Here is a 13,819-nt window from a genome sequence, read left to right on the forward strand (position 1 = left end):
GGTTTGCTGCCGATGTGTCAACAGAGTAGCATTACATCAGGGGGGACTGGTGTTCGTCATCTTTTTCAGTGACCGGGGTTCTCTTCGAAAGGAGGGTTCTTCTATGGACGTACGTGATTTCAGAAGGCGTGGATTCACGCTGGTGGAGCTGCTCGTGGTGATCGCCATTATCGGAATTCTTATTGCGTTGCTCCTGCCGGCGGTCCAGGCTGCCAGAGAGGCAGCGCGCCGTTCCCAGTGCGTCAACAACATCAAGCAACTTGTGCTGGGCTGCCACAATTTTCATGACAAGTTCAACGAATTCCCCTATGCCCGAAAGTACGACATCTGGGACACTTACACGTGGACGGAATTGATTCTTCCCTACATCGAGCAGCAGGCCGTTTATGAGAATTACTGGACGCTGCCGCAACGGGGCTATGTGACCAGCTATCCTGGACCGAACGGACCGATCGGTGACGACACGCGACTTCGCACAGCCCGCCATACGCGTATTCCCGTGTTCAATTGCCCCAGCGATGGCGGCCCGTGGGGAAATGAACTCAACACGAATGCCTACGGATTCTATCGGGGAAACTATCGCGGATGTGTGGGCTCCGGGGATATGTATGGTGAGGATGTGCAGGACGGAACCAGTGGGCCCTGGAAGCCGGGTGTCTTCGCCGTCCGGCACAACCAGAGCTTTGATACAGGGGCAGGTGTGGAAACCCGAGGTGTGCGAATGGCCGAGATTATCGACGGAACGTCCAACACAACGATGATTTCCGAAGGCATCATGCCCACCGTGACCTGGTGGGGCGGGCCCATTGGCAGCATCATCTACGGCAACATGGGGGGAGCGCTGTACAGCAACGCGATCACTCCCAATTCCACCGCGCCTGACCGAATCATCGGCCCCTGCCCGCAAAACCAGGGCGATACGATTTACACCGAACCCTGCGTGAGTATTGGTGGCAACGCCTGGTGGACCCCGAGCGCTGCGCGGGCGTATGCGGGAGCACGCAGCCGTCATCCCGGCGGTGTCAACGTGGGCATGGCGGACGGTTCTGTCCGGTTTTTCAGCAACACGATCGACCTGCTCACGTGGCGCTACCTCGGAACAAGAGCAGGTCAGGAAACCCTCCAGGCATTCTGAATTCCAAGTGGGTCAACATAATCGGCATGTACACTGATAAACGGCAACAGGGTTAAGCTAACGGATCGAAGGTAGAACCATGAGCGTTTCACACCATTTCCGCGTGACAAAGGGATCAATTCTCGCAAGTTTTGCCCGAGCGATGGTCGTTCTCGGCGGATTCGTCCTGGTCACTCTTTCCGGATGCGGCAGGTCGGGCGGGGTGACGGTCTCCGGCACGGTCACGTTTGACGGCCGTCCCGTCGAGGAAGGTTACATCACGCTCTCGCCCGCCGACGGAAAGGGTCCCAGTGCAGGCGGCCCCATCAAGGAGGGAAAATTCTCGATTTCCGGGGTCCTTCCCGGGGAAAAGATCGTCTCCGTGACCGGCGGGGGCAAAATGGAATTTCCCAAGACCAGTGAAGAAATGGCGCAAATGGCGGCTCGAGGACAACAAGTCCAGGCGGCTCCCCAGATTCCCCCCAACGCCAAGGGCAACAATCAGAAGGTGACCATCACCAGCCAGGGTCAGCAAACCCTGGAGATCAGCCTGTCTTCCCCGGGCACCTAACCGGGCTTTTGCGTGGGGCGAGACGGGGGAATCGCTGGAGGGAAATCCTCACGCGGAACGCCGGGCGAGAAGCTGCTCGGTCGAGAACAGCCGGGTATCCCACCAGCGCTTCCAGCGGAGAAGCTGGGCCCGCGGAGACCGGGGCGAAAAATACGTATAGCGGTAACTTTCCACGAAACCGGTCGCCCACGCCTCTTTGCTGGCAAGCGACCCAGGTCCCAGATCAAATTCCTCGTCGTTCCGCTCGAAGGAATCCCGGATCATCCACAATTTGAGCACATTTCCCGGGCTCGCGTCGGCCCAGTCGGGATCGTATCCGGTCCGCAAGCCGAAAACACGCCCTTCGCAGACGTAGTTGTAGGCGAAGGCGACGGGCTGATTATCCACGGTTAATAGATTGAGGTCCAGGCAGCCGAGCCTGGCCGCGGCCTCGTGGACTTCACGGAGAAAACCATAGACGGAGTCATGCGAGAGTGTTTTGCCCTGATCCTGGTGAGCCTGCCAACTGCGGGATGCTAAATTCACGCATGCATCGAACAGATCCCACCGCGGATCGTCGTCGCCCCGGGCCGCACCGGCGGGACGATAGCGCACCAACTCCACCCGACCCCGCGCCAGCAGCCGTTTCTCCGCCCGCCGCAGATTGTTGCGAAACTTGCTGCCGCGTGTGGCCCAGTACTGCTCCCAACCGATACGTCCGTCAATCACGGCCGACCGATCCCAGATCTGCATGAGCGGCACGAACCCCACCTGCTTCATGGCCATCGGGGTGCGAAGATGATCGCAGCGGTCCTGGTCGACCCATCGCAGGTCGAGGACATCCCAGTCTCTACGGGAGTCGGCAAGATAGCGCAGCCCGGCCAGCAGGGTCGCTGTGGGATGCGGTCCGATCGGCCCAAAAAAGTCCCCCCAGTTGTCCAGGGGATACGTCAGAACATGGAAGACCCCCAGTCGCGAACACTCCCGACGGAGGACAAGCGGCAAGAGGCCGACCACTTTGTCTCCGCTGGAAACGACGAGCACGCGGAAACTCTGCGTGTCGCCGAAGTGCTTCCATGCGGCCGAGAACCACTCAAAACTCTGAAAGAATGTCGCCCTGCGGGTCTTCCCCCAGAGTTCGCGCCAGACAAGCTGGAGCGAGACGAGCTCGTCCCACCGGGTGATTTCGGCAACATGGACCATGGCAGGGAACATCCTTCAGGGGCACGAATCTCATGAAAAGGTAACCGCGCCTTGAGTCATCTGCAAGTGCCGTGCCTTTGGCCCAAAATGCGCGAACTGGCCTGCCAAAAGACGCGGCATCATCCTGGGGAATGGCGACGGGAGTGTTGACGAAATCCTTCCCCGACGAGTTCGTGCTGCCCAAAAGCAACACCGGTCCGGTCCGGGATTTTCGAGAAGGCCCTCTCAGGCGAGATCACGGTCCTCGAACAGGAGCAGCCCCAGGACCATGCTCAACCCCATGTAAACGAGGCTGTACAGCCCGGCCAGGGCCAGATAATCCCACGAGACCGGCCGTCCGGTGGCGATCGCCGTCTCCATACTGAAATATTCCAATCCCGGCAGAACCACGGCCAGAAGTTTCGCCGCAAATGCCACAAACTCCAGGCGATCCGCCGTTTCGATGACCACCGTCGGCAAAAGATGGCCGAGCGCGTAAATCGACGCGCACACCAGAAGATTGGGAAGGAGCGGAAATCGGGTGGAAATGGCCGCCGCGACGGAGGCCATCACGAGGGCTTCCAGGTAAGCGAGCGCCAGACCGGGGACGCTCTGGAGAATCTCCCCACGACATTCCTCGACGGTGGGGTCAGGACGAGAGACTTCCCGCGCATCGTACTTCACTTTGTAGGAGACCGCACACAAAAACAGCGCTCCCAGCACGATGAACATCACCGTGACAGGGAGCATCACGCCCAAAAACTTTCCGATCAGCATCTTCCACCGCGCCACCGGTTTGCTGAGCACGGTGAGGGCGGTGCGGCCTTCGATTTCTTCCGCGATGGAGACACTGGCCGTCCACACCGCCATGACAATCGCCAGCAGCTTGATGAACGTCAACCCCTCCGCTTTGAGGAGTTTGATGTCCTCCCCGAACGTGTTGTAGGGAAGAATCGGCGACAGAAGCAGCATCACAATCCCCAGCGACAGAAGAATGTAAAAGAGGGGCTGCGATGTCGCTTCCTTGCTGGTTGTCCGCAAAATGGCGGCCACCCGTGGGGCCAGCCGTCCCAAGAGGGCCAGCGCCACCCACAGTCCAACCACCGCCGCCACAACGCCCAACGCGACGATCCACAGGGGTTTGATCCACACCGGAAGCATCGCGAAGAGCGTTTGGAGCGAGCTCAACCAATCCGCTACGGGGAGGCTTGCGTTCATGGTCCACATAGGCGAGAAATGCACCACAAGGGGGGTTCAGCCCCCTATTTTTCACCAGAAACACAACTTTGATGACCGGCCACTGCGTGTTTCGCGTTACGCTCTCCTTCTTATTGTGGTTCACAGGAAGGAATTTTGCCAGATTTTGGCGAATGCTCGGGCGTGGTGGAAATAGGTGTTCTCACATCGTGCCGTAACGGATGGAAAACCTCTGGAATTTCTGCGTGGCCGGTCCCCGATTCACGTCTGCCGAGCGAATGAACCCCCCCAGATGCTGGTAAATCTCGCTCACGAACCGATCAATCTCCTGAGGATCCCCCTCCACCACGAGGTGAACGCGCCCATCCGGAAGATTCTCCACATATCCCGTGACCTGATATCGGGCGGCAATTCGTTGCGTCGTGTAGCGGAAACCCACTCCCTGAACCATTCCCGAAAAGAAAATCTCCCGCTGTTCCATAATTCGCGCCTGTTTGCTCGCTGCTCGTGGAATCGCATCCCGGCAGATTTCTCTGGCGACCTGTTGTCGCCGCATGGCCGGGGCAACAGCCCTCACCGTTCTTCCCTCTCTTCCCTCCATTATGGAAGGGGCAGGACACCGACGAAAAGAGCGTCACGCAGGGTGAAAGCAGCGCCCTGCTCCCTGCCATCACCAGCATGGACGGCCGCCCCCACATTAAGGTCTCATTACTGATCGGGTTTCCCAGGCGGGTCGCCCCCCCGTCATTTGACGCCCCTTCTGGAAAAAACTAGGTTTGTTATAGAGCTTTTTCCTGTAAAACCCGTGTGCCGACAGCTTTTCAAACTCACGCGACAGCGTGCCAGAAGACCGGGCGGCAGCCCGGGAGGCGGCGCGCGGGAATTCTCAGGATCACAACGTGCATGACCATCTGGTGAGACGATCCCATGAGTGATTCTTTTCTTTCGTTCCGGCGAAAACGTCCGCTACGGCGTCCCCAGTGCCAATTCATCGGCGAGGAGGATGGCGCGACCACTGTGGAGTACGCCGTCATGCTGGCCCTGCTCATAGCCGTCATGATCGGCGCGATTAGTCAGGTGGGAAGCCAGACCAACGGGCTATGGTCCGGGATCATCAGCGACCTTCAGGCAGTCGGGTTTATCCCCTAGGGCCCCCGTGCCCGGATGCGGACGGATCACAGGGCATCATGAGGGAGACAGTCCGGCGGCGGAAGGTGCTGACTGACCGTCGTCGTCGGCTGGCCAGATTTGTCTGAGGGTAGAACAGGATTGTCCGCGGTGAGGTGTCGGAACCAGAGCACCCCTGCCGCAAAGCCCACCAGCAGGCTGAGAATGACGCCATAGATGAGACCAGGACGCGGGGAATCCGGGGCAGGCACCGGGGGAGGCAGATGGGCACCGGATTCGATCGCCTCCGTCAGCCGTGCCAGTTTCTCCTCTGCCCAACTCTGGGCCAGCTGGCGAAGCTGGCAGTGCAGCCCTACGTACTGCCGGAACAGCTCGCGGGCCTCCGCCTCTGCCAGCAGGAGACTTTCCAGCCGACGGTGCTCCTCGGCGGTGATTGTCTCATTCACGAGGGCATCCAGAAGAGTCAGAAGTTCATCGCGGGTTTTGCTGGAGAGCATGGCTCGATCGGGATCTTTCCAATGGGCCGACCGACGAGATCACCCCCTGCTTTGCGCAGTCCGCAAGCGCACTATCCGCTCGCAAACGACTCGTTCAGCAGAGTGCGCATCCACGTCAGTTTTCGGCCAGGGCCTGTTGAACCTCAGCGAACAGTTTTCGACGGATGAGGTTGAGGCGGTTGTACAGCGTCTGCGCTGCCTTCCCGCGTCGCTCCGCGATTTCCCGGATCGGGCGACCTTCCGCATAAACTTCCAGCAGCAGGTCCCGCTCATGCTGCGGAAGTTCCGCCAGGCAGCGGCGAAGCACTTCCAGGCGTCGGTCGCTTTCCTCGGGATCTTCGCGCTCTTGTGCCATTGTATCCAGAAGTTCCTGGCTGAACGAGAGGCGCGAACGCGAATTGACGCGGAAATAGTTCCTCACCTCATTGTAGGCCATGCCACAGGCCCAGGCGAAGAAATCCGCTTCCCGATCGAAATTCTCAAACTTCTGCCAGAGCAAAAGACACACCTTCTGGAAAATGTCCCGGGCATCCTGCTCGTTTGGCACCATACTGAAAATGTATCCGAATATCCGCCCGTGATACCGGGTGAAATACCCCAAAAACTCCTCGGTCCGGTCCCTGGTTGCCTGGGAAGGGGAAGAATCGGCCCAGCCTCGCACTTCGGAAACGTAATCGGCGACGGCTCCCATGGTAGGACTCCTCTCGCTCGGACCATGAAGGGTATGGAGAACCCGGCGGGCTGGCGTCCAGCCATTCAGCATCGTCCGTGACGGAGGGTCAAACTGTTCCAGGCCAGCGTGGGCAATTCCTCGCTAGACCAACCGATTCAGCCCGGTCTCCTGTTCCCAACTCACTCAACCGGCTTATTCTGATGGTCCCTCGCTCCGCTCCGTAATACGCATTGGCGATGGACCCAATGATGGCACCGTGTCGCGTCCGTCGGTGGTGCACAACCAAGGTGGGAAATTTTCAGGCGGGGCAGGTTTCTCTCTTGTCGCTTCACCAGTCTATCGTCCCTTCCCGTCCAATTTTACCGGTTGTAATGTAAAAGTCACCCCTTTTTTGGAGCTTTGGGCCAACCGCGGGCACCATCTTGGGGGGAATACCCGATATTTGGCCCATCACTTGCTGGAGCTGCCCCCGGCCCCAATTCAATTTTCTGGATGCGCGAACCAGTCGGCCGGTTGCAACCCGATCCCCGGAAACGCCATCTTCCGCCAAAACGCGTCCGCGTGCAACTCACGCCCTGTTCCTCCGCCGACGGGGTCGCGGACCTTCCCATCAGCCCGGAGGGACGTGCCTGTCAGGTCCGTATTCGTTCGGAGGGACCTGCTTGTCAGGTCCGCTTTCAACCTTGGATAATCAATCCAATTCACTCGCGTCTCGGTAGGGGCAATTCATGAATGGCCCCTACAAGACAACAGGCACGGCGCACGGCGATTTCTCGAAAAACTGCCGTTGCGGCCAGAAAAAACTTTCGGTAAAAGTTCCGGCCGGTTGTACGATAGAAGGACGACGGGACAAAACGAACCCGCCGAAAACAAAAGATGAAACACCTGAATCGATCTTTCCGATAAATCTGGATGGAGGGTTGAAACCGAGGAACGCCAAAATAAGCCCTGGCAACACAAAGCGAAAAATTGGGCTTGCGGCAAACCTCGTGATCCTGTAAATCCTCCATCGCACAGCAAAGGGGAACGAGACAACCCTCAACGATTCGCAGCAACAACCCCACTCGCCACGCCGCCAAAAGCGTGGCTTCCACCCCAGAAAACACCTTCCCCATTGGCCCACCTGGAACACATGTCCTGCGTTTGACTGTCGGCACGACTCCGCAGGACCCCACCTGAAGCAAGTCGAAGACAAGAGGTCTCGCCATCGAGAGAGTTACCCATGACTGTGTGCGTGCGAGACCGACCCATTCAACAAGTGTGAAAACACGTTCCATGCCACAGGATGCGAAGAGCATCCGCTTCCCGCCGGTCGGTCAAACAAAGTCCCGCCCAGGACCGACCCCCTGAGGCACCGCCTCCGCCCTGGGAGGCTGTCGTGGGTCCGGCGGCCTCCCAGGTCGACGCTCGAAACAAAACCAGGCCGTTGCGAGACACGATGACGGCCGACCCGCCATAGTGAACACACGAATCCTTAACCCCGATGTGAGACAACCCCTTCCCTGCCGAGAGATGAGGCTGTGATTGCTTGGTCGATGGCAGGGACCATCGGAAGGACGAAAAGCGGAATCCCTCAAGTCACGACAGAAAGGAGGTGATCGGTCCAGCAGAAGAAGCGATGACATCTTCCAACCCAGGGTGTGCCTGAACCTACCTTGAGAAAGGCCCCCCACGTCTTCAGCGAGGAAGTGCCCTCGCACCCGCCAGGAAGAAGTCCCACCTACCATCCCTCCAAGAAATCCCACCTGAAAGACATTTGAGCGGTACGCTCACCCTCCCCAAGAAAAAGTGCGCAGCAAATCTAGGGTATTCACCCTAGATGTCAAGACTGCCGCGAATTTTCCGGAAGCAGCGGTTTTTGGTCGCGTGAAGTTGCGTCTCGGTATTTGTGGAACCTTCCAGCATAAGGAGTCTGTACCATGACACGTTTCACCACCCTCTCCGTCGTTTGTGTGTGCGTGTTCGGGATGGTCGCGGCCAAGGCCTTCGGCCAGGCGGCCGCGCCCCAGGCATGGCAGAATGAGACCTACGTCTTTGCCGCGTCCCAGATGGAACTGTCCAAAGGTCAGGCGGCCCTCATTCAGGCGTATGCAAGTTTTCTCCAGGCCCAGGCCGCCATGGTGAAAGCGCAGGCGGATGCCCAGGTGAGTCTTGCCCAGGCTCGCAAGGCCCATCTGGAATGCGACGGCATCCAAATCGATAACTCGCTGAAATACGCCAAGACGTACTGGGACCGCAAACAAGCCCGGGATACCTATCTGGCGCTGCAGAACAAGCCGACCCCCAGCCCGGGCGAAAGCAAGCATCCCGCCCAGCAGACGGCCGCCGTCCAGGTCAAGCCTCATCGGCTCACCCCTGCGGAACTGGACCCTGTAACCCACACCATTCACTGGCCTGCTGTGCTCCAGGGTGAGCGCTATGCCCAGTACCGAGCGGCCATTGAGGAACTGTTCGCCGCCCGACAACCCAGCGACCATGGCCCTGCGAGCCCCTTCTACAGCCAGGTCCGCAAGAATGTGGAGATTCTCAGCAGCATGCTGCGAGAGGAGATCACCAGGGTCAGCCCTGCCGAATACCTGGCCGGCAAGAAATTCCTGGAAGGCCTGCGGAACGAGGCCCTCTACCCGCCGCAAATGAACAACGTGGCCATGAACAACTGAGTCAAGTCAAGAACGATCCCCTGCAACAACAACCTTCCTCAATCCCACCTGTCAATCCCACCTCAATTGCCCACCTGAAAATTCCTGCCTGAGAGATTCCCACCTTGAGTCAACAGCATCGAAGAGCAAACGACGAGCCTGCCCGATGCAACCTGTGAGATAAGCAACTCAGTCCGACGGTTCGTCCCACCTGACAAAAAATCCCCAGTGTGATCACCCCGGTTACCTGAAAGACGCCTTGCCGAGTCACTGACGGAAATCATCGGGAGCCCAGAGGAACCGACATCCTCCACGCCACCAACCGACCGACGCCGCTCCCAGGTTTCACGCGAGATGACTCGACAGGAAGTCAGAAACGGTCAGCCGGGGTGATTTGTTTTCTTGAGGGTGTGCACCGGGCCGGTTTAGCCGCCCCAACCTCAGCCGACCAGTGTGGTCCGTCTTCGGAGGGACGTGCTCGTCACGTCCGCTTGTAAACCCTGGATGATCCACGCCAATTCATCGGGCACGACGATGGTTCACCGGTGGGGCAATTTATGAGTGACGCTTGCAGGACGTCCACACATGGCCAATCGGTCCCATTTTGGTAGGGGCAATTCATGAATTGCCCCTACCAGGGCCGCTGATGTCACGGATGCATGTGACACTGGGCACGACAAGCGTGCCCCTCCGACCTCGTCAAAAAACCTTTGAGGCGGAACATCCCTCGGAGGGACCTGCTTGTCAGGTCCGCTTACCAACATTCGATAATCGATTTGGCTCCGGCGGGGACTGAAGTCCCGCGCGGAAAGCGGGGCTAAAGCCTCGCGCTCCATGGAGTGCGGCGATTCATCGCCGCTTTTCGGTGAAGGCTTGAGCCTTCACCACCTTGGCGTTGATCCGAGCCGAAACGGACTACCGGTCGCGGTGGAACCCGACCCTCCGGAAAATCGGATCCCACCCCGGCCCTGGGGTAAATCCCCTGCCTGTCAGAACGGTGAGGTGCCCAACTCGCGGTCTTCCCCGGGCAGTCCCAGCACCCGTCCGGCCGCCCGCCAACCACTGCGAATACAATGCGGAATGCCGACGCCGCGATAGGCGTTGCCCGCCAGGGCCAGTCCCGGCCAGCACGCCAGTCGCTCTTCGATGCGACGGAGTCGTTCGAGATGGCCCACCTCGTACTGCGGCATGGCGGCGGGCCAGCGGAAAAGCCACTCCCGCACCGGCTGACCCTGGATGCGAAGCAACTTCTCCACTTCCGATCGCAGGAGCGTCCGCAACCGCCCCTCCTCTTCGGCCACCAGGTCGGGTCGCCGTGCTCCACCGGCAAACACCCGCAGCAGGACGGTTCCCTGGGGAGACAGATGTGGATATTTCTGGCTGCTGAAACTGACCGCCAGAAGAGGACTTCGTTCCACAGCGGGAATGACGCACCCCGACCCGTCCAACGGATGGCCCACGTCTTCTCGCCGGTAGGCCAGGGCTAGAATCACGCTCCCGGTGTATGTGATACCGGCCAGTTCCTGGGAAAGCTGTTGATCCAACTGTTCGATGACGCGAGCCGCGGCATACGCGGGGACCGCCAGCACGACCGCATCGCAGGGAAAGGCCTTTCCATTATCGAGCGTCACCAGCCAGCCGGAGTCATTTCGGGCAAGCCCTGTGACCTGGGTTCCGAGGCGGAGCGCGTCCTGGGGCAATCGCGCCACAATTTCTTCGACAAGCTGTTCCAGTCCGAAGCGGAGCGTGGCAAACATGCTGTACCGGGCGCCACTTTCCCGCGGGGTTTTCGCCCCCGAGTGCCTGCCCGCCTTTCGCGCCGCTTTTTGTGCCCGCATCGCACGGATCAGGCTGCCATACTTTTTTTCCATTTCTCGAAAGCGGGCAAGCGTGGCAAGGACGCTGAGCCGTTCAGTGTCCGCACCATAGACGGCGGTGACAAGGGGCTCCACAAGCCGTTCGAAGACCTCCCGCCCCAGCCGCCGTCGTGCGAACGCAGCGAGGCTTTCGTCGCCCTCATCCAAACGCGGCGGCAGCACATACTCCATCGCCGCGCGAAGTTTTCCCCACGGAGAAAGGAGCGGCGTGGTGGCCAGCGGCCAAAATTGAGAGGGCGCCATCATGAGGAAGCCATCCGGGAGCGGATGCAAGCGGCGTCGCCATACCACGAATGCTCGGCGATGCTCAGGATGCGTGCTCACCAGGTGTTCGCCCAGCTCCAACTGACGGCACAGGTCCATGGCCCAGGGGAGCGTGGTGATAAAATTGTCCGCGCTGCGTTCCACCTGGAATCCGTCCTCGCGAACCGTCCCCAGCACGCCCCCCGGCCGGGTCTGCTGATCGAAAATGACCACGTCGGTTTGGGGAGAAAGTTCCCGGATTTTCAGCGCGGCGGCCAGCCCACTGATTCCCGCTCCCAAAATGGCAACGCGTGACGGCGCCCGATGTTCACAGTGTGTCCGAGGAAAAGGATCAACCATGATAGCGAAGGAAACTCTGGCAGGTATCGGTTTTTAGGCGATGTGAATCTTTATACCATAGTCCATGTTTTCAGGAATTTTTTTCGCGTGTACCGTGAAAGATGGACGGCGTCGCTCGATGAGCGATCCATCCACCTCGGCACTTGTGCGGAAAGGAGCCTCCCATGGTCCTTCAGCATCATTTTACGTGGCAAGTCCTGTTTGGGTTGACGACGGCAGCGGCCCTTGGATGTTTTGGCGGTAGCGCAGTCATGGCACAGGAAAAGGACACCTATTTGGTGACGGAGTTTGGAGCGACCGCGGACGATGACGTTCTGGACACACAGGCCTTTCAAAAGGCCATCGATGCCGCGGCCAGGCATGGTGGCACGGTTCGCGTTCCCAGAGGCCGATTCATCACCGGCCGTCTCCAATTGCCATCCGGCGTGCGATTGCTTCTGGAAGAAGGCGCCGTCCTCCAGGGCAGTCCCAATTTTCGAGATTACGGTCAGGGACGTTGGACGGATTCGCTTCTGTTCGCGGAAAATGCGGAGCATATCACCATCGAAGGTCCCGGCACGATTGACGGAGCGGACTGCGAAATTCCCGGCGGAGAGGAGGGTTTCCGTGGCCCGCATGCCATCCGTTTCGTCCGCTGCCGGAATGTCACGATCCGTGACGTGACGATCACCCGGGCGGGCAATTACGCGGTGCTGTGTAACGATTCGGAAGATTTTTCAATCAGCGGCGTCAAGTTTCGTGGCGGACACGATGGCGTTCACGCCCAGGCATGCCAGCGGTTTCGGATCCTGGATTGCGATTTCCGGACAGGCGACGACTGCCTGGCCGGGTGTGACAATGTGGACTTCGAGGTCGCCCGGTGCCTGATCAATTCCTCCTGCAACGGTTTTCGTCTGGGATGCGTGCACCTGCGGGTTCATGACTGTCGCTTCTGGGGGCCGGGAGAGTATCCCCATCGCATCACGATCAAAAAGGGCCAGCCCCGCACGAACATGTTGTCGGCGTTCGTTCATTTCGCCCCGACCGATCGCCATCCCAAGCTGCCCAGCGATGACTGGCTCATCCAGAACTGCACAATGGACACCGTCGATGCCGTCTATCTGTACGATTTTGAAAAAGGTGTGTGGCAGACCGGCCAACCGGCCAAGCGGCTGGTGTTTGAAAACATTCGTGCCCAAAGTATTGCTCGTCCCGTTCGCGTTTTGGGCGATAAAGACCGTCAGTTCGACCTCACTCTGAGAAACGTCTCAATCGCCCTGAGAGACGATCGAGCCGATCAGCCGGTCCTCGATATCGCGCGGTTCGGACGGCTTACTCTGGAAAACGTGGTGCTTCAAAACAGCGGCAAACAACCAGTCCTCCGGGCACGGGACGGTCGGGAGATTCATCTCCACCACGTGGAAGCCAAACCGACGAATCCCCAGCCGTTCTTGTGGACGAACGTGGAAAAAGTCTCGCAGGATTAACGAGCGCTTCTCAGACCTGGGCGTGCCGCTCGGCCCGATGTTGCTCGATCCGGGCTTCCACATTGCGCGCCGCCTGATACAGCTCTGACTGTTCCGGAACCCAGACGGCCAGGGCAAGGTAGCGATCATCCCAGCGCAGCAGGGTGCCTTCCTCGTGCCAGCGCTCAAGTGCGCCATGACACTCCTCACTGGTCGCCTCCGGGTGTGAGGCGAGCCAATCCCGGATCGCGCCGGGACCCCGTGCCGTATCGCAGAACAAATAGAGCTCGGCCTCCCATCCACGAAGACGGTGCTGCCGAAAGCCGAATTTTGGCCGGGTGTCCGTGATGAGCAGCGTGCCGTCCTCATGGCGTCGCATCGTCAAGCGCGCCGAAGCGTGATCTTCTCGCCACTGGGAAACGGCCGCGAGCAATCGTCGTGCCTCGCTGTCCGGATTCAGTCCCTCGACAAAGTCGAATTCAAAATAGTAGGCGAGCCGCTGGAGAACCTTGTCGCTGAATGGGTACACATGGTGAAATGCCCGGAACGGCCGGGGCCGGATCATTCCAAATCGCTCGGGATGTTCAAAGAAGGGCGAGAATCGGTCCATGCGGACCCGTCCCACACCCAGCGGCGGCGCGAGATGGACGATGTGCGGAACGAGCTGAACCAGGCGCTCGTAAGTGAGAGGTGTTTCGCCCGGCAGTCCATAAAGCCAGTTCCACTCCACGTCGATGCCGGCCTCGGTGAACCACTTCAAAGTCTGCAGGTTCTGAACCCCCAGAGCACCTTTATCAATGCGTTTGAGGAGATCACTGTCAAACGTTTCAATCCCCAGTTGTGCAGCGCCCAATCCCGCCCGGAGAAGCTGTCCCACCTGTGCCCGCGTCAGATTGGCCTTCAGCTCACAGGCA

Annotated in this window: 12 protein-coding genes; 5 read left to right on the plus strand and 7 right to left on the minus strand. The window is 59.4% G+C overall.

The features are described from left to right. Positions 1-103 precede the first annotated feature (103 nt). Together H5U08_RS01575 and H5U08_RS01580 are read left to right on the plus strand one after the other, a co-directional pair. Positions 104-1,135 carry a DUF1559 domain-containing protein gene (locus tag H5U08_RS01575; protein WP_297029445.1) on the plus strand — a complete coding sequence of 344 codons (1,032 nt, stop codon included), beginning with the start codon at positions 104-106 and terminating at the stop codon, positions 1,133-1,135. A gap of 79 nt (positions 1,136-1,214) precedes the next feature. Next, the gene (locus H5U08_RS01580) at positions 1,215-1,685 is read left to right on the plus strand and encodes a hypothetical protein (RefSeq protein WP_297029448.1); all 471 of its coding nucleotides are present in this window, start codon (positions 1,215-1,217) and stop codon (positions 1,683-1,685) included. 48 nt (positions 1,686-1,733) lie between these two features. On the opposite strand, the gene H5U08_RS01585 is transcribed toward H5U08_RS01580, so the two are convergent. The 3 genes from H5U08_RS01585 to H5U08_RS01595 form a co-directional block, all read right to left on the minus strand. Then, complete coding sequence (locus tag H5U08_RS01585) at positions 1,734-2,867, minus strand: GNAT family N-acetyltransferase (RefSeq protein ID WP_297029449.1); 1,134 nt, start codon at positions 2,865-2,867, stop codon at positions 1,734-1,736. A gap of 225 nt (positions 2,868-3,092) precedes the next feature. Beyond that, positions 3,093-4,064, minus strand: coding sequence for a hypothetical protein (locus tag H5U08_RS01590; protein ID WP_297029450.1), 972 nt, complete (start codon positions 4,062-4,064; stop codon positions 3,093-3,095). 181 nt (positions 4,065-4,245) lie between these two features. Next, the gene (locus H5U08_RS01595; protein ID WP_297029451.1) at positions 4,246-4,620 is read right to left on the minus strand and encodes an acylphosphatase; all 375 of its coding nucleotides are present in this window, start codon (positions 4,618-4,620) and stop codon (positions 4,246-4,248) included. Positions 4,621-4,970: 350 nt separating this feature from the next. Between H5U08_RS01595 and H5U08_RS01600 the strand changes: the two genes are divergently transcribed. Further along, positions 4,971-5,192 carry a Flp family type IVb pilin gene (locus H5U08_RS01600; RefSeq protein ID WP_297029453.1) on the plus strand — a complete coding sequence of 74 codons (222 nt, stop codon included), beginning with the start codon at positions 4,971-4,973 and terminating at the stop codon, positions 5,190-5,192. Between the two features lie 26 nt (positions 5,193-5,218). On the opposite strand, the gene H5U08_RS01605 is transcribed toward H5U08_RS01600, so the two are convergent. Continuing rightward, complete coding sequence (locus H5U08_RS01605) at positions 5,219-5,668, minus strand: hypothetical protein (protein ID WP_297029455.1); 450 nt, start codon at positions 5,666-5,668, stop codon at positions 5,219-5,221. A gap of 115 nt (positions 5,669-5,783) precedes the next feature. Next, entirely contained in the window at positions 5,784-6,359 is a 576-nt protein-coding gene (locus H5U08_RS01610; protein ID WP_297029457.1) for a sigma-70 family RNA polymerase sigma factor, read from the minus strand. Positions 6,360-8,260: 1,901 nt separating this feature from the next. Between H5U08_RS01610 and H5U08_RS01615 the strand changes: the two genes are divergently transcribed. Further along, on the plus strand, positions 8,261-9,001 hold the full coding sequence (locus H5U08_RS01615) for a hypothetical protein (protein WP_297029459.1): 741 nt from the start codon (positions 8,261-8,263) through the stop codon (positions 8,999-9,001). 968 nt (positions 9,002-9,969) lie between these two features. On the opposite strand, the gene hemG is transcribed toward H5U08_RS01615, so the two are convergent. Then, positions 9,970-11,460 carry a protoporphyrinogen oxidase gene (hemG, locus tag H5U08_RS01620; protein ID WP_297029461.1) on the minus strand — a complete coding sequence of 497 codons (1,491 nt, stop codon included), beginning with the start codon at positions 11,458-11,460 and terminating at the stop codon, positions 9,970-9,972. Between the two features lie 164 nt (positions 11,461-11,624). On the opposite strand from hemG, the gene H5U08_RS01625 reads away from it, so the two are divergent. Next, positions 11,625-12,926, plus strand: a complete 1,302-nt coding sequence (locus tag H5U08_RS01625) for a glycosyl hydrolase family 28 protein (protein WP_297029462.1) — start codon at positions 11,625-11,627, stop codon at positions 12,924-12,926. Positions 12,927-12,936: 10 nt separating this feature from the next. Here H5U08_RS01625 and H5U08_RS01630 read toward each other — a convergent pair. After that, a partial coding sequence (locus tag H5U08_RS01630) for a hypothetical protein (RefSeq protein WP_297029465.1) occupies positions 12,937-13,819 on the minus strand: 883 nt, incomplete at its 5' end.

Source organism: Thermogutta sp. (assembly GCF_014359955.1).
In the GTDB taxonomy this organism is placed as follows: Bacteria; Planctomycetota; Planctomycetia; order Pirellulales; family Thermoguttaceae; genus Thermogutta.